The following is a 16,604-nucleotide window of genomic DNA, read 5'->3' on the forward strand; positions in this document are numbered from 1 at the left end:
ACTGCTGAATACAAATAATGATCGGTAGATAAAGCGTAGCGAAGCTGATGATATGTTGGTAGGCTGCATTCACATGTATCAGACATAACCCCATCATGATATCGGACAATTTTGAACCCGCGCTGCTTCGTACTTTCGTTGCCGTTTGTCATCACCGCAGCCTGACACGCGCCGCCGAACAGGCCGGACGCGCCCAATCCGCACTCAGTGCACAGATTCGTCGACTAGAGGAACATACAGGCCAGCGTTTGCTGCGTCGTACAGGACGCGGCGTCGTCCCCACCAAAGAGGGAGAAGTGCTGCTCAGTTTTGCGGTGCGAATTCTCGCGTTGGGGGAAATGGCGGTCGCGCAACTGAGTGAAAGTACGCCCGCCGGCACGCTTCGCATCGGCATGTCCGAAGATGTGGCATCGAGTTTGCTCCCCTTTGCACTTGGCAGGCTGAGAAGATTGTGTCCGGGTCTGCACATCGAGCTTTCCATTGAGAGCGATCACATCCTCGCCAGACGTTGGCAGGAGAGCGCGTTTGATATGGTCTTGGGTCTGACCGCCGGTTTCAGTGAAGACCCGTTAATCAGTTGGGAGATCGACCTGCATTGGGTGTGCGGAATTGACTACCCCTGGGATAGCGCGCTGACAGTCGATGCTATTGTTTGCGGTGAACCTTGTTCATGGCGACGCTTGATGTTTGATGCGCTGATTGAAGCAGGCAAGGAGTTTAGGATCGCGGTAACCAGCTCCAACCTGGGTGCGATCATCCCCGCTGTTGAAGGCGGATTGGGTGTGGCCATGCTGCCAGCGGAACTCATTCGTCATGACAGTATGCGTCTGGTGAATGTCGCGCAGGCTCCGGTAAAAGTGACATATGGTTTGTTTGTCACGCGGCGGCCGAATTCCAATGTCACTACGGCGCTGAATGTGATTCAGGACAGTTTAAAAACGTTGTATTAGAAGTGGGCGGCTCAAGCCGCCCGGCATGAAATGTTTTACCCTTCCCCGCGCCCAATTTGCCAGATCCCTGTCGGCGGCGTCCCGTTAACCTTCCAGCCACCGATGTCACGTGCTTTATAGATCACCGGATTGTGTGACGAGACGGTACGCGCATTACGCCAGTGGCGGTCTAGCGCTTTGCTGATACGCGTATCCGACGCGCCGATCGCGTTAAACAACTCAGTTGCTGCGCGTGGTACCAGCTCACTGGCGATCACCTGTGCCTGACCCGCTTCAGCTTCTGCCAGCGCATTCACTGCCAGAAGTTGCGCTTCATCGCTGCTTAAGTGCGCTTCATACGCTGATTGCAGTGAATGTGCGGCGCGGATCACCGTCGCTTCGACGGCAAACGCCAGGCTGGTGATCTCACCGATGACCTGTAGCACCTGCACATCCTGACGTGATGAATCGCCGTTGCTGTGGCTGTAAATACGATTGCGAGCGGCCACCGCTTTTGCACCATCGCGTGCGACTGCCCTCCCGATCCCGGCTAGTGTTGCCAATAGCACATGTTGATAGAACGCGGTTTGATAGCGGAAGCGCGTGGCGAAATCGAAGACGTGTTCCTGCTCGACGTGAGCGTTGTCAAAGCGTGTGGTTCCGCTGCCGGTCAAGCGCTGGCCGAAACCATCCCAATCGTCTTCACGCGTTATACCAGGTTGGTGAGTGCTTACCAGAGCGATGACATCACCCTGGTTATCGTTGCGTCGTGCATACACATCAATCCAGTCCGCAAACAAAGTGCCCGTGCTGTAAAACTTCTCGCCGTTGAGCGTCCAGCCATTTGCGACGGGCGTGAGACGGGTAATCACATCGCCGAGTTTCACCGCGCCAATTTCAGTCCAGCCGCTGCCCACCAGCTCGCCGTCGATAAAACGGCGGAACCAGCGATCGCGCTCAGCGCTGTTGGGCTGGTTGAGGCGGTCCTCGACAAATGCAAAGTGCGCACGTAATGCCTGCGGCAGATTGGAATCCGCTTCCGCCAGTTCGGTGAGCAATTGGAACAGCTGCGGTAGCGATGCGCCCCACCCGCCCTGCTCTTTCGGGATGCGTACCGTGCCGAAGCCCGCCTCTTTTAACCAGGTGATTGCTTCATGGGGCAAGGTGCGGCTGCGTTCGCGCTCCACTGCGCCTTCAGCAATACGATCAAACAGTGGACGGAAATGCGCCGCCAGCGCAGCGTAATCGGTGCCTGTAGAAAGTTGGCTCATAATCACTCCTGATGAGAAAGATCGTCGATGTCGTGGCGCGTCGGTTCGTGGCGCACCGCGAGCAGGAAAAAGATCGGGATGATGGCGGCAAGCGACACCACCCAGAACATATTGGTGCCCAGCGCCGCTTGCAGAATCGGCAGAATAAACAGCGCCAGCGCGCTGCCAATCCCTGACAGCGCACGACTGAAGCCCACGCCAGTAGCGCGAATGGAAGTTGGATAAGAGAGCGCCGGATAGACCATCAGCTGCGCACCCGGACCAAAGCCTTCAGCAAACAACCACAAGCCAAGCATCAGCACCGCAAACACAATCCCCGTAATCGCTTCAGGGTGGCCAATCAGTGCCAATGCAATCAGTGCGAAGAATTGCAGTGCAAATCCGGCCATTGCCACATGGCGAGACGGATATTTCCAGGCCAGACGCATGCCCAGCAGACCGCCGGTGAAAGCAAACAGCGCGTTCAGGCCGAGCGATGCGGAGATCGTTTCAAACACGCCCGCGCCGAGGAACTGCGCGAGGATCGAAGGCAGGAAGAAGGCGATCGCGGTGTATTCAAACGAGATGCAGATGTTCATCACGCCTGCCACGATAGTGCGTTCACGCCAGGGTTTCTGGAACAGCACGCGGAAACTTACTTTGGGTGCCGCTTCTGCTGGTGGTGCTTCGGGTTCCGCTTCATGCGCATGAATACCGTAAGAGTCACGCAAAATGCGCACCGCAGACTTCAGATCGCCCTGATTGGCTGCCCACAGCGGTGATTCGTTCATAAATTTGCTGCGTACCGCGATGATCAACAACGCAGGAACGGCCCCGAACAGCAGCGATGCGCGCCACAACCAGTCAAGATGCTCTTTCGGTAACAGGAAGTAGAGCGCGAAGATCAGCAGGAAACACACCGTTGACGCGGCGTACCACATCGGGCACCAGGCGGCGAGTCGCGCGGCTTTGTTGCCTTTGCCTGCGAATTTAGAAAATTCCGCCAGGTAGGACATCGCCACGGGTAAATCGATACCCACGCCAATCCCCATCAGGAAACGTGCGCCAATCAGTACCCAGACATTGGGCGCTAATCCCGCTGCGATGGCCGAGACCACGAAGAACAGCATATCGGCCATAAACACCGAGTAACGGCCATATTTGTCGGTCAGCCAGCCACCAATGAGATTACCGACGATGGTGCCGACCATGATTGAGGACGTCACCAATCCGGTGAGAAGAGGAGAAAGCTGGAATTCGCGTACCACATCGTCAATTCCATAAGAGAGCGTGGTGAGATCGTAGGCATCGAGGAAGACGCCGCCGAGCGCGAGGAACACAATCATGCGCGCATAATTATTTTTGTCACTGCGAGTGTTGATCAGCCTTGCCACATCACTGACCGAACGAACCGGCTCAGACGCCGGTAAGGTGTTTTCGAAAGAAACGGTACTCATAATGCCTCACGTTGTTTTTTAGTTGTGCAGGTGAGGTTGTTATAAGCGCTTCCCCTTCAGGTCCAAAGCAACAAATAGTGATATTAAATTGTTTAAAATCAATAATATAAAAAACTTTCAAACACAAAATCCCGGACGCGCATCGCGAGCCCGGGTGAAGGATAACACCAGGAAATTAGTCTGCAGAGACCGGCACTAATACGCCTTTAACTAACGGATCATCCGTCGTTTTCAGCCACTGCTGAACGCGAGGATCGGAGAACGCCTGTTTTAGCTTTACGATGTTCTCCTGCTCCAGATAGGGCGTACCAATCACCAACTGCGAGGCAAAAGTACGCGGTGCCGGAGGGAACAGAATGCCTTTATCACGCGGCACTTTTCCGGCATCAAACTGAGAAACATAGCCAATCGCCGCGTCCACCGAATTCAACGCGCGTGGCATGGTTAGCAAATCGAGTTCTTTGAAGACGAAGCCATGCGGATTACCGATAATGTTTTTTAATTTGGCGGTACGCGGTTCAACGTTGGGATCGAGTGTGATCAAACCCTGACGCGCCAGCAGCCACAAGGCCTGGCCCTGGTTGGCGCCATCATCCGGCACCACAATGGTGGCACCCTGCGGCAGGTCGGCTATGGATTTATAGCGATCGGAGTATACGCCAAATGCCCACTGGAACAGCGGTAAGGCAGAGGTGAGCTGGAAACCGTTGGCATCCACCACCTGCTTCAACCACCACTGGTGCTGATAGACGGTTGCCGCATATTGTCCTTGCGCCACGGCGCGATCCGCCTGCACCGGATCCTGCACGCCCACCGCTTCCAGCTTCAGACCATAATCCGGCGCGATGTGCTCGCCAACATACTCAATCAACTTCTGTTCTCCCGCCATTGCCGGTTCAAAGTGGATTTGTAGCGTGGTGCCAAAGACCACCGCTTGCGGTTGCTGACTGCGCCAGAACCCTGCGGCGGCGGCCAATGCAATGACCACTATAATCAGTAGCAGCCACGGCCAGCGGCGCGTCTTACGTAACTCAAATTCTTGTGTTGTCATCGTGATATCCCCTGAGGATGGCGTAGAATTGCGACTAAACGGTCACCGATAAATTGAATGGTTTGTATCAAAGCGATCAGCACCACAATGGTGGCGATCATGATGTGGTTGTCGAAGCGCTGATAGCCGTACACCACGGCTAAATAGCCGATACCGCCCGCGCCGATGGTGCCGGCGATGGCGGAGTACTCGATCATGGAAATCAGGTTGAGGGTGATGGCGGCAACAACAGCAGGTAAGGCTTCACTGAGCTGCGCCGAACGGATGATCTGCCAGCGCGACCCGCCGCATACCAAACCCACCGAGGTCACTTCGCCTGGCAGTTCACGCAACGCGTTATCCACCAGACGACCAAAGAACGGAATGCCCGCCGCAATCATCGGCACCACCGCCGCAGGGATGCCGATGGTGGTGCCGGTCAGCCAGAAGGTGAACGGGATGATCGCCGCCATTAACACCAGAAACGGCAACGAGCGTCCCATATTCACTATCCAGCTCAGCACCCGATGCACGCCGCGATGGGGAAACAGTCCACGTGCTGAGGTGTTAAACAACACCACGCCAACGATACCGCCGAGGCTCACCACGAACAGCATCACGATGCCGACCATCAGCGCGGTCTCACCTATCGCAGGTAACATCAATGCCGGAATTTCCAGCCACGGCGTGTCCTGACTTATCACGGAAACGCTCATACCGCCTCCCGCAGCTGATGTACGCTGCCCGAGACGCTGGCAACCAGTCCAAACTGTTCGAGCTGCGCCAGCAATCGCACCAGTGGCACACGCTCCTGCTGGAAATGAATGCCTACCTGCAAGCGTCCGGCCTGAATACCATTGACCTGCTCAACATGCGCGCCGAGCAGATCGATGCGCAGGTTGAACTGCACACTTAGACGCGAGATCCAGTCGCTGATGACCGGTACATCTGTGCGATAACTCAGTTGCAGAATCAATTCCGCCACGCCAGGTTGCGCCACCAGTGGGAACAAACGTTGCCCCAATGACGAATCGGGCTGCGCCAGTAACTGCTTCAGCACGCCATACTGCACAATCTGCCCATCGCGAATTTCGGCAACCGCATCCGCCGCCTGACGCACTGCATCCATCTCGTGGGTGATCAGCACGATTGCCAGCTTATAGTCGTCACGCAGTTTCTTTAGCAAATCCAGCACCGCCACCGTGGCTTCAGGATCCAGTCCTGACGTCGCCTCGTCGGCCAGCAGCACGGAAGGCTTTAGTGCCAGGGCTCGCGCGATGCCAATCCGTTGACGCTGTCCCCCCGAAAGCTGGTCGGGATACGCTTTGGCTTTATGGCTCAGTCCAACACTCTCCAGCAACTCACCCACGCGTGCGGAAATATCCCGCTCGACCACGCCGAGATAACGCAATGGCAGCGCGATATTTTCCCAGGCGCTTTTGCGCTGCAGTAGGGCAGAAGATTGAAAAACGGTGCCAATCGAACGGCGCACGCGACGCAGTGCTTCGCCATTCAGCCGCGAGAGATCGCTGCCATTGATGCGAATACTGCCCGCGCTGGGCTGCTCCAGTAAACTGATGCACTTTGCCAGCGTGGATTTGCCCGCGCCGCTGGGTCCGACGACGGCGGTGATGTTGGCCTGCGGGACCTGCAAATTGATGGCTTTCAGCACCTCGGTGATGCGTCCATCCGCGGTGCGGTAATGCTTGCTCAGCTGGTCAATTTCAATCATATGACCTCCGGCAGTACCGAATTTTTCACCCGATAGCCCACGCCGGGATGCGGTGCGGTTAACTGTGGTCCGGCGTTAAACAGCTTCTCGCGCAGCGTACCTTCCGCATACGCCTTCTTATAAACACCGCGCTTTTGCAGCTCTGGGATCAGCAGTTCAACCACATCCTCGAAGGTTTCATGCGTTAATGCGTAGGCGAGGTTGAAACCATCAACGTCAGTGTCTTCCACCCAGCTTTGCAGTTCGTCGGCGACGGTTGCTGCACTGCCGACAATCAGCGGGCCAAAACCACCAATACCTACCCAATCCGCCAGCGCTTTAACCGTCCACTGACGATCGGGATCGGCGGTGGAGAAGGTTTCGACGGCTGATTGGATGGCGTTGGTGTGCAGGTACTTCAGCACCTGGTCCGGTTGATATTGACCGAAGTCGATACCGGTCCAGCCGGATACCAATGCCAGTGCACCCTCGTAGCTGACATAGCTTTGGTATTCTTTCCACTTCGACTGCGCGGCGGCATCGGTCTCCCCGACGATCACCGTTTGCAGATTGAAGATCAGGATACTGCGCGGATCGCGCCCTGCTTCTGCTGCGCGGCGACGAATATCCGCGACGGTTTTCTTAAGCAGCACTTTCGACGGCGCCGCAACAAACACGCATTCCGCGTGCTCAGCGGCAAACTGTTTGCCGCGACTCGATGCACCCGCCTGATACAACACCGGCGTGCGCTGCGGTGACGGCTCACACAGGTGAATGCCCGGTACGTTGAAGAAGGTGCCCTGGTGATTGATGGGGTGAATTTTGCGGGGATCGCTGAAGATACGCCGTTCACGATCGCGCAATACCGCATCCTGTTCCCAACTGCCTTCCAGCAGCTTGTACACCACCTGCAAATATTCATCGGCATAGTCGTAGCGGCTGTCGTGATCGCTCTGCGCCTGATGACCAATATTGCGCGCCCCGCTCTCCAGATACGAGGTCACAATATTCCAGCCGATGCGCCCTTTGGTCAGGTGATCGAGCGTCGATAAACGGCGCGCAAAGGGATAAGGATGCTCAAACGATAGCGATGCGGTGAGACCAAAGCCGAGATGCTCGGTCACCAGCGCCATTGGGGTAATCAACGCCAGCGGATCGTTGACCGGTACCTGGGTCGCCTGACGAATCGCGGCATCGCCATTCCCGTTCAGCACATCGTAAATACCCAACACATCGGCGATAAACAAACCGTCAAATTTGCCACGCTCCAGCAGGCGCGCCAAATCGACCCAGTACTCCAGATCTTTGTATTGCCAGGAACTGTCGCGCGGATGCGCCCACAGGCCCGGTGATTGATGTCCGACACAGTTCATATCAAAAGCATTCAGGCGAATTTCACGTTGCGATGGCATAGCAATCTCCATAGCGAGGCCGTGATCGTGCCACGACCCGGCGTTCGTTAGTGTGTTTTTAGGATGTTTGAGAGATTAAGAAGCGTAAGGGGGACATCGCTCGTCTTGAGCGATGTGAAGATCTTCAAGAATTTGCTGAGCAACGGCAGCGGCGTGATCGGCAACCTGTGGCAGGCCCATCAACTCGCCGAAACGCGCGCGGGCGGCGGGTCCGACCACAAGCAGGCGGGCGTTGGGCTGTCCTCGCTGGTCAAGTGCGTGTGACTGCAGGTCCACATCGAGGCCAAAACCAAGCTGGTCACCACGAATCAGACCTTGTTCACTCAGCGAACGCAACAGCGGCTGACTATGTGTCAGCGCATCATGCCCCGGTCCGGTGGTGACGATCAGATGATCGAGCAGGCGCGTTTTCATTTCACCCTGGCGTGTACGCAGCGTGATTGCCAGCTGGAGGCCCTGAGCAGTGATGGCGTGCAGTCTGGCGGCCAGCACCTGCAAGCTGCCCTGCTGCTGTCGTCTGGTGATTTCGGCAGACACCTGCGGCGCGATGCGATAACGATGCACATCCCACCACGAACGCAGATGGCGCACAAAGCGCTGCTGCTCGCGCAGCGGCAACGATTGCCAGATGGTTTGGCCCTGCGCACGGACATCGTCCAGCACGCGCTGCCAGGGTAATTGCTGCTGTGCCGCTCGGGCAACTTCATCCCTGATGTGATGCAACCACAGACGTGCGCTGGGGACGTTCTGAGGCGCTAACGTCCATTCAGGCCACTCACCCTGCAGATTGGCGCGTGAGAGCTGTCCGCGGCGTGAGAAGGCGGTTAACGGGCCTTGATGATGCCGCGTGCCTAATGAGGCAACCACATCCGCCATACTCAGGCCGGTTCCGATAATGGCAACGGCGGCGTCAGGATCTATCGCATCCAGCACGCCGGCTTGCCATGGATTGGCAATCAGCGCTGGGTGATGGGCAAAGGGCTGCAGCAAGCGAGGCAATGATGGCGGTGGGTGACTGATCGCTAACGCCAGCACATCGCCCTGTAGTGTCTCGCCATTGCTGAGTAACAGCTGCTGCCCTTCCCATGCAATGGCACTGGCCTGAACGTGCCGTAACTCAATCTGCGGATGCCGTTCTGCCGCAAGGGCAAACTGCTCTGCCAGATAGCGACCAAACATCGCGCGCTGCGGATAGACTGATCCGTCATCACAATGGGCTACTGAATCCAGTAAACACTCAGGCTGCTGACGATACCAGCGGTCAAAGGCGCCCTGCTCATCGCCGCTGAGTTGCATGCGCGAAGCCGGGACGTTGATGCGATGCGCCGGTTCCTGCGTGGAGTAGGCCACCCCACCGCCCAGTTGCTCACGCGGTTCGACCACTGTAATCAGTAATGGAGAGGACGATTGCCGCGCGAGATGAATCGCCAGCGCCGTTCCGCTGAACCCGCCACCTGTGATGATAATGTGAGGTCGTGCCATCGTCTTCTCCTGCATTAGCTGGCGCTCGCCTGTTTTGAAGGACGTTTATCGCCACCAATGGTTTCGCCAAACGGGCCGGTGTTAATGGTGCGCGCACGCTGCTGCTGACCATTTGCCAGCGGTAATAGCGGCAGCAGCAATTCTGCCACACGATGCGCCTCTTCCAGATGCGGATATCCCGACAGGATGAAGTTGGTCACACCCAGTGCCTGATATTCCCGTATGCGTTCGGCAACCTGCTCAGGACTTCCTACCAATGCCGTTCCGGCTCCGCCGCGCACCAGACCAACGCCTGCCCATAAGTTTGGTGAGATGTAGAGATTATCGCGCGAGCCTTTGTGCAGCGCGCTCATACGTGCCTGACCTGCAGAGTCCATACGCGCAAAAATCTTCTGCGCCTGCGCGATGGTGTCTTCATCCAAATGTCCGATTAATTTCTCTGCCGCCGCCTTCGCTTCCAGTTCCGTTTCACGCACGATGACATGCAGGCGGATGCCGTATTCCAGTTTGCGCCCGCGCGCTTCAGCACGTTCCCGGACCACCGCCAGCTTCTCTGCGACCTGCTCAGAAGGCTCACCCCAGGTCAGATAGGTATCGATTTGCTCAGCAGCAACATCAATGGCGGCCTCGGACGAACCGCCAAAATAGAGCGGTGGGCCATTTTCCTGCACCGGAGGGAACAACACCTCTGCGCCTTCAACGTGAATGTGCTGCCCTTCATAGTCAACCTTCTCTCCACGCATTAAGCGGCTATACACGTCGAGAAACTCTTTGGTGACTTCATAGCGTTCACTGTGATTGAGAAAGATGCCGTCGCCTTTGTTCTCAACCGGGTCACCGCCGGTCACCACGTTAATTAGCAAGCGTCCTTCAGAAAGGCGATCTAAAGTGGTAGCCATACGCGCGGCTAATGTCGGCGGCTGTAACCCTGGACGCACGGCAACCAGGTAACGCAGTCTTTTGGTGATGGGTGCCAGTGCAGAAGCAACCAGCCATGAGTCTTCGCAACTTTTGCCGGTGGGAATCAGCACACCGTAGTAACCGAGATTGTCGGCGGCCAATGCCACCTGCTGTAAGTAAGCTAAATCAACCGGGCGCCCACCTTCTGTGGTGCCGAGATAGCGACCGTCACCGTGCGTCGGGAGAAACCAGAAGACATTGATGTTCTTGTTTGCGGATTCGGCCATTATGCTTTTCCTATATAACTTTATTAAAAAATGATCATTTTGGGATGCTTTTTTAGTTATATAGCTGTTAGCGAAAAACGTGCCAGCTTTGATTCTCCTGATAATGACGCTATTTCAGCGGGTTAGGCCCCTACTGCTGTTTGTGTTTGTCGCATCGGCAACTTACCGCCTACAGCTATTGCTGCATATGCAACTGCTTATGCTTTTTTCCTGCTGTTCACAGTGAATAGCAACGATTAGCGTGTGCTGATACTCCTTAATGGACATCTAAAGATGCTGACCAACTATAGCAATTACGCTGATTCACCGCGTTTAGTCGACCCGGCTTCTCTCGCTTTTCAATCATTGCTCGACAAATTCGCCCCCACTGACGCCACGGTATTGATTGTCGGCGAGACCGGCACGGGTAAGGAAGTTGTCGCACGCTATCTCCATCATCATAGCCAACGCCGCCATGGCCCCTTTCTCGCCGTTAACTGCGGTGCTTTAACTGAAAGTCTTGCCGAAGCCGAACTCTTTGGTCATGAGAAAGGGGCATTTACCGGCGCGACCCAGGCGCATCCCGGTTGGTTTGAATCTGCGCAGGGCGGCACTCTGCTGCTGGATGAGATTGGAGAGCTGAGTTTGTCGCTACAGGTCAAGTTACTACGCGTATTACAGGAGCGCGAGATTACGCGCGTGGGTTCGCGCAAGCCGATTAAAGTGGATGTGCGTGTCATCGCTGCCACCCACGTAGATTTGGCACAGGCGATCCGCGAACGGCGATTCAGGGAAGACCTTTACTATCGCCTCAACATTGCGGTGGTGCCGCTGCCTCCGTTGCGGCAGCGTCGTGATGATATCCCGCTGCTGGCGCAGCATTTCCTTTCGCTGTATGCACGTCGTTTAGGTCGACCGGTGCGTCGTTTGTCACCGGATGCTTTGGAAGTGCTGCTGGAGTACAGCTGGCCGGGCAATATTCGCGAGCTGGAAAATACGCTTCACAACGCAGTACTTCTGAGTCGGGAGGAGACGCTAACGCCAGCTCATTTGCGACTAACAAGATACAGTGAACAGGGATTTAACAACGCGGAAGCATCAACGCTTGATAACTTCCTGCGTCAACAACTCTCCACTAAGCCCAATCAACTGTTTGATCGCGTCATCACCAGCCTGATTACTCACGCGCTGGATTTCACTGAACACAATCAGACACAGGCCGCGGCGTTGCTTGGCATCAGCCGCCACACGCTGCGTACTCATCTTGCTCATCAGGGATTGATAAAAGGACGGCGTAAGGCGGCGAGTTACATTGCAACTGCCTCTGCTGATGAGCCTCATCAGGAACGCTAGTTACGTATCGGTTATCAAAAATTCGGTAATCTTGGGGTATTAAAAGCACGGCAAAGTCTTGAGCAGTGCTTTGCACAGCAGGGCGTCAGCGTGTTGTGGAGCGAATTTCCTGCCGGGCCTCAACTGCTTTATGCCTTACAAAATAACGAGATCGATTTCGGTACCACCGGCGAGGTGCCGCCTATTTTCGCCCAGGCGAATGGCAATGCAGTGACCTACATCGCCTGGGAACCCCCTGCGCCCAGTAGCGTGGGGATAGTTGTCCCAATCGATAGCGATATCCGTAGCATTGCTGATTTACGTGGTAAACGTATTTCGGTCAATAAAGGTTCTAACGTTCACTGGTTATTGCTGCAGCTGCTGGAAGAAGCAGGTATCACCCTTGATGAACTCAAAGTGGTGTATGCGCCGCCGAAATATCCTCTGACGGCCAGTGATTATCTGGCGGTCGATGCATGGATGATGTGGGACCCCTTACTCAGTGCGGCGGAGAGCAATCCTGAGTTGCGCGTGCTGGCCAACGGTGAGGGGCGTGTGCGCAACCACCAATTTTATCTGGCACGTCGCGATTATGTGGAAAAACATCACGACGTGGCCCATCAGCTAGTGGAGAGTTTACAGCAGACCGGCATTTTTATTGATAATCATCGGCAGGAAGCTGCTGGTCTGCTTGCGGAGGAATTGGGTCTTGACCTTTTGGCCGTTGAAAGAGCTTTAACACGGCGCAGTCATAAAACCCGTTCAATGGTATTTGAAGTGATTAAAGAGCAACAAATCATCGCCGATCGTTTTTATGCATTGGGTCTGATAAACAAGCCTGTCCATGTTCGGGAAGCGGTTTGGCAATCGCCCAGCGTTTTGTCACTTACAGCCTAACGGCCCGAATAAAGTTATCCACCTTTTCTGTGGATAAATCATTGAATATCATCTGGCTAAACCGGGTTAGTACCCTCGATGCAGCGCTGAAATTTGCTGAAATGCTGGCGATTTCAGCCTGAAATTAATTTAAAAAACACTTTTAATTCAATTCATTAGCTGTGAAATCCTGATGGCGAATGAAGAAAATTTCAGGGCATTCGCAATCTGATTTCCTCCCCTGGATAGCCTTTGTTGATTTCCTATCCAGCTGGTTATTTTGCCTTCACCACAGATTCACTAAACTCTACGGCGCAAGAATGGTATGCATATAGACGGTGAAAAAGTTGGCGATTTCAGCCTGAAATTTCTACACAGGTTAGATATTTTTCATACAGTTAGCGATGAAATAGCACTGGCGAAAAGCTGAAATTCAGGCAAAAAAAACCGCCCGAAGGCGGCATTTCGCTACTGATTGAGATATTTATTGAGTGTCTCGTTTATCACCCGATCCAACTCATCTTGCAATTCTTTCGACTGGCGATTGAATTCGTAGCTGAACATGCGGCCGCGTGTCTTCTTGCGGGCATAGCGATCTTTATCAGCAAACGTCCAGAGAGGCGTGGCGACCGCTTTGTCCTTTGCTGGCGACTGGATCAGTGTTTGGCTACCGTTACGCACCAGACGCAAAATCCCATTTTTTACTTCATCTTCAGCCAGACCATCACGTGCGCAGACCGTATCGACATCCATGCCAATGGTATCAATTAAGGCTTCAACCGACTGACCAATCTCCTGAAGCTTCTCATACGCCTGCAGCAGCGTTTTGTAATCCGGGTAAGTTAACTCGGAATGATTTGGGAACAGGGTAACCAACTCCAGTGGTACGCTCGCGGCTTGCAACGCACGCGTAACTTTTGCCTGCGAGAGGCCTTCGCTCTGGGCAATCTCTTTCTGTGACAGGCCACTCTCTTTTAATGACAGCAGACGCATCCCCACTTCACGCAGATTATGTTCGCGTGCGGTTTGGATGTCCTGCGCCAGACGACGTGCTTCATCTGCCGTGATGGCAACCTCAGTGACCAGCACATCCAGCCCAGTTTTGCAGTGCAGAGCGGCGGCACGGCGGCGGGAACCATCCAAAATTTCGATACGGTCGCCGCGCTTCACACCAATAGCAGGGAAGAACTGCTGCAATTTAATGGTGCGGATAATGTCGCGCAGCGATTCAGGCGTCAAACCTGACTGGTCGCGGCCATTCGTTTCCATTACCACATAGGTTTTTTCTTCAATTTCCTTCGCCGTAATGTGTTCAAGCGTGAACAGGGCACGTTTACCGGTCGAAAGGATAAAGGTTTGAGAATGTCCGTCTGAGGCATCCTCAGTCTGCAAAGGTGTCTGGCTGAAGGTACGGCCAATCGTGATTCGTTTTGCGCTCATAGTAACCTCAGTTCAGGCGAATAAATTCAATGCGATCAAATACGGCTTTAGCGAAATCTTCCGCTGCCGAACGCGCATTCTTTAAGGCTTCGGTGCTGCCCACATAGGTCGATGGGTTCGCAGAGATCACCGTATCAAATGACTCTCCACAGCGCTCAAAACCGTCCAGACGCGGTAAAGCAGCATCCAGCATGTCGCCGCCAAAGATCTCTTTCGCCAGGCTGTGACAAAGCTTGTGGTCCGCTTTATTCGATAGCTTGGACATAAAGCCGATGTTGCCTTGCAAGCGGCAGGATGCGCCTGATTCCTCTATGATGCCAATCAGTTCCGGCAGGCGCGTCAGATACTTCAACGTCGAGTGGAAATCAACTTGTGCTGGTGGAACTGGCGTCATCAGTAAATCAGATGCAGCAATAGCGTTCTTCAGGAAGGCATCCAGATGTGGGCCACTGTCGATGAAAATGAAGTCATAGTCTTTCTTCAGTTTTGCAACGACGTTGTCATACAGAACCGCATGCACATTCTGCGTAGGCAGATGCTCAGCACACAGTTCTTCCCAACGTGATGCAATGAAGGCGTCGTCAATGGAGGCCGGCAGTACGTCGACACCAGGAATAATCGATGGCACGATGAATTCATTAAGCAACTCTTCGCGGCCCACGTTTTGCAGCATCGCTTGCGCAGCTGTGGCTTCTACCAGTCCGACAGAGCGCTCATGATTGAGGAACATGGTGGCAGAGGATTGCGGATCGAGGTCGATAACCAGAATGCGCAGATCTTCATACAACAGATGTGGGTGCGCACGCAGCGCATGGGCCAGTGAGACCGTTGAGACGGTTTTCGATACGCCACCTTTGAGATTACCAACAAACAGCGTGAATGCCTCTGCGTGACGATCGCGATACTTTGGCACGCCGCGATGATGGTAGATATCAATGATGTTTTGGATGGACATTGCGTACTTGGTAGAGCTGCCCGCCGCGCGTTTATCGAATGGATAGCCGTTCTCTTCCATTTCATTTACGGCGTAATCAACGCTCGCACGCGTTAATTTAGGGAGTTTGGCTAACGCCGCTTTGGCGTAAACCTGATAAAAAGTGTTTTCCTGCAACTCTTCTTTCTGCGCCTGAATCTGTTCCGTCAGGCTCATTAGCATTTTTTCTGAACGTTGTGCGACTTTCAGAACTTGCTTCTCATCGTTAGCCATACTTGCTCCACACATGTAGGATTTATGACTTTATACCGAAATCCTGCACATGAGGCAAATCTATCTCATCTAATGCGAAACATTTAGCGCTGTGAAAATACCTTGAGTAAGAGCGTGTTAGTGCAAACATTCACTGTAATCAGCGGAGATGTTTTAATCAGAGCGGAATAATGGATGAAAGTGTGAGCAACGCCTCATTCGCGTATTTGCTCCAGCATTCACTGTAATCAGTAATTTGATCGTCCGTTGCACGAGAGTTGCGGGCAGGGTGATATGGCTGAAATCACAGCCTGCATTCACTATATTCGGCATAAGATTCACTGTAATCAGTAAACGTTCACTGTAAGTGGCAATAGGTTCACTGTAATCAGTAAACAACTGCGCTACGTTCACTGTAATCAGTGATATTGATTTTCACGATGAGCAGTTGAAAGCCAGGGCTCTCTATGACGAAATCGGCTGCAGGCGTTTTCGGTTAGTAGAGACAGCTTAGTCCTAACATAAGCATTCACTATAATCAGTAGACTGCATGTGGGGAGCATTGATTTAATCCGAGTGTTCACTGTAATCAGTAATCAACAGCTCGTATGGCTAGCTGGCATTCACTGTAATCAGCAATTTGTCTAAGCCACATTCAGACGTTCACTGTAATCAGTAACCCAAATCGTTCTCTCAGCGTAGCGTTCACTATAATCAGCAGTTTTGTCTTAAATGGATTCGCCATAATCGGCGGAAAGGGTAGGGCGTACGTGAGAACGTTCACTGTAATCAGTAAAGGAGTCAGGAGTCAGGAGTCAGGAGTCAGGAGTCAGGAGTCAGGAGTCAGGAGTCAGGGATGTGAATACGGGCTAAAATGACTGTCAACATTCACTGTAATCAGTAACCCAATTTGCGTTTTCAGTTGTGATTCGTGGTTCGCGAATGCGGGTTTGTTGTGAGTGAGTGAGTGAGTGAGTGAGTGAGTGAGTGAGTGAAGCTAAATCATCGGTGGCTTATGGCTGCCTGTACGTGAGTGAAAACGGGTAGATGCTCAGCGTTGAGCATTGCAAGTACGCGATAGCGGGTAAGCTATAACTGGCGGGTCCTGACCGGTTCACCATGCTCTACTGGCGATATTGAAGATAAGCAATGGCCAGAGAATGAACGACTGAAGAGGCATGCCCGGTGGGATATGACCGATGGCAAATGACCGATTAAAGAGAAGAGAGAAGAGAGAAGAGAGAAGAGAGAAGAGAGAAGAGAGAAGAGCATTTTAGCTGCTCTTACTGGTGAAGTGTCCATTTTAACCGGTGGCTATTACATGCACCCATTG

Annotated in this window: 11 protein-coding genes and 1 pseudogene; 2 read left to right on the top strand and 10 right to left on the bottom strand. The window is 53.8% G+C overall.

The window, feature by feature from the left end:
• Window positions 1-95 precede the first annotated feature (95 nt).
• Complete coding sequence (locus tag FD744_RS01005) at window positions 96-950, top strand: LysR family transcriptional regulator (RefSeq protein WP_160866947.1); 855 nt, start codon at window positions 96-98, stop codon at window positions 948-950.
• A 35-nt stretch (window positions 951-985) separates the two neighbouring features.
• Here FD744_RS01005 and FD744_RS01010 read toward each other — a convergent pair whose 3' ends face one another.
• The 8 genes from FD744_RS01010 to ssuD all read right to left on the bottom strand — a co-directional run bounded on the left by FD744_RS01010 (window position 986) and on the right by ssuD (window position 10,458).
• Window positions 986-2,200: an acyl-CoA dehydrogenase family protein gene (locus FD744_RS01010; RefSeq protein WP_160866948.1), complete on the bottom strand. Its 1,215-nt coding sequence runs from the start codon at window positions 2,198-2,200 to the stop codon at window positions 986-988.
• Window positions 2,201-2,202: 2 nt separating this feature from the next.
• The gene (locus FD744_RS01015; RefSeq protein WP_160866949.1) at window positions 2,203-3,636 is read right to left on the bottom strand and encodes an MFS transporter; all 1,434 of its coding nucleotides are present in this window, start codon (window positions 3,634-3,636) and stop codon (window positions 2,203-2,205) included.
• Between the two features lie 175 nt (window positions 3,637-3,811).
• On the bottom strand, window positions 3,812-4,687 hold the full coding sequence (locus tag FD744_RS01020) for a MetQ/NlpA family ABC transporter substrate-binding protein (RefSeq protein WP_034822354.1): 876 nt from the start codon (window positions 4,685-4,687) through the stop codon (window positions 3,812-3,814).
• Complete coding sequence (locus FD744_RS01025) at window positions 4,684-5,382, bottom strand: methionine ABC transporter permease (RefSeq protein WP_097117643.1); 699 nt, start codon at window positions 5,380-5,382, stop codon at window positions 4,684-4,686. The genes FD744_RS01020 and FD744_RS01025 overlap by 4 nt, the downstream gene beginning before the upstream one ends.
• The gene (locus FD744_RS01030) at window positions 5,379-6,398 is read right to left on the bottom strand and encodes a methionine ABC transporter ATP-binding protein (RefSeq protein WP_160866950.1); all 1,020 of its coding nucleotides are present in this window, start codon (window positions 6,396-6,398) and stop codon (window positions 5,379-5,381) included. The genes FD744_RS01025 and FD744_RS01030 overlap by 4 nt, the downstream gene beginning before the upstream one ends.
• Window positions 6,395-7,789, bottom strand: a complete 1,395-nt coding sequence (locus FD744_RS01035; protein ID WP_160866951.1) for an LLM class flavin-dependent oxidoreductase — start codon at window positions 7,787-7,789, stop codon at window positions 6,395-6,397. The genes FD744_RS01030 and FD744_RS01035 overlap by 4 nt, the downstream gene beginning before the upstream one ends.
• Window positions 7,790-7,864: 75 nt before the next feature.
• Window positions 7,865-9,271, bottom strand: coding sequence for an FAD/NAD(P)-binding protein (locus FD744_RS01040; protein WP_160866952.1), 1,407 nt, complete (start codon window positions 9,269-9,271; stop codon window positions 7,865-7,867).
• Window positions 9,272-9,285: 14 nt separating this feature from the next.
• Window positions 9,286-10,458, bottom strand: coding sequence for an FMNH2-dependent alkanesulfonate monooxygenase (ssuD, locus tag FD744_RS01045; RefSeq protein ID WP_160866953.1), 1,173 nt, complete (start codon window positions 10,456-10,458; stop codon window positions 9,286-9,288).
• Between the two features lie 276 nt (window positions 10,459-10,734).
• On the opposite strand from ssuD, the pseudogene FD744_RS01050 reads away from it, so the two are divergent.
• A pseudogene (locus FD744_RS01050) lies at window positions 10,735-12,666 on the top strand (aliphatic sulfonate ABC transporter substrate-binding protein).
• Window positions 12,667-13,113: 447 nt separating this feature from the next.
• On the opposite strand, the gene FD744_RS01055 reads toward FD744_RS01050, so the two are convergent.
• The gene (locus tag FD744_RS01055; protein WP_160866954.1) at window positions 13,114-14,085 is read right to left on the bottom strand and encodes a ParB family protein; all 972 of its coding nucleotides are present in this window, start codon (window positions 14,083-14,085) and stop codon (window positions 13,114-13,116) included.
• A 7-nt stretch (window positions 14,086-14,092) separates the two neighbouring features.
• Window positions 14,093-15,292 carry an AAA family ATPase gene (locus FD744_RS01060; protein WP_058960453.1) on the bottom strand — a complete coding sequence of 400 codons (1,200 nt, stop codon included), beginning with the start codon at window positions 15,290-15,292 and terminating at the stop codon, window positions 14,093-14,095.
• Window positions 15,293-16,604 lie beyond the last annotated feature (1,312 nt).

This window comes from Pantoea sp. Taur, from assembly GCF_009830025.1.
In the GTDB taxonomy this organism is placed as follows: Bacteria; Pseudomonadota; Gammaproteobacteria; order Enterobacterales; family Enterobacteriaceae; genus Pantoea; species Pantoea communis.

Excerpts from the sequence above, each read along its gene's own strand:
- ssuD (WP_160866953.1), bottom strand. The coding sequence starts at position 10,458 with ATGGCCGAATCCGCAAACAAGAACATCAATGTCTTCTGGTTTCTCCCG.
- FD744_RS01035 (WP_160866951.1), bottom strand. The coding sequence starts at position 7,789 with ATGCCATCGCAACGTGAAATTCGCCTGAATGCTTTTGATATGAACTGT.
- FD744_RS01025 (WP_097117643.1), bottom strand. The coding sequence starts at position 5,382 with ATGAGCGTTTCCGTGATAAGTCAGGACACGCCGTGGCTGGAAATTCCG.
- FD744_RS01005 (WP_160866947.1), top strand. The coding sequence starts at position 96 with ATGATATCGGACAATTTTGAACCCGCGCTGCTTCGTACTTTCGTTGCC.
- FD744_RS01020 (WP_034822354.1), bottom strand. The coding sequence starts at position 4,687 with ATGACAACACAAGAATTTGAGTTACGTAAGACGCGCCGCTGGCCGTGG.
- FD744_RS01010 (WP_160866948.1), bottom strand. The coding sequence starts at position 2,200 with ATGAGCCAACTTTCTACAGGCACCGATTACGCTGCGCTGGCGGCGCAT.
- FD744_RS01030 (WP_160866950.1), bottom strand. The coding sequence starts at position 6,398 with ATGATTGAAATTGACCAGCTGAGCAAGCATTACCGCACCGCGGATGGA.
- FD744_RS01015 (WP_160866949.1), bottom strand. The coding sequence starts at position 3,636 with ATGAGTACCGTTTCTTTCGAAAACACCTTACCGGCGTCTGAGCCGGTT.
- FD744_RS01040 (WP_160866952.1), bottom strand. The coding sequence starts at position 9,271 with ATGGCACGACCTCACATTATCATCACAGGTGGCGGGTTCAGCGGAACG.
- FD744_RS01055 (WP_160866954.1), bottom strand. The coding sequence starts at position 14,085 with ATGAGCGCAAAACGAATCACGATTGGCCGTACCTTCAGCCAGACACCT.
- FD744_RS01060 (WP_058960453.1), bottom strand. The coding sequence starts at position 15,292 with ATGGCTAACGATGAGAAGCAAGTTCTGAAAGTCGCACAACGTTCAGAA.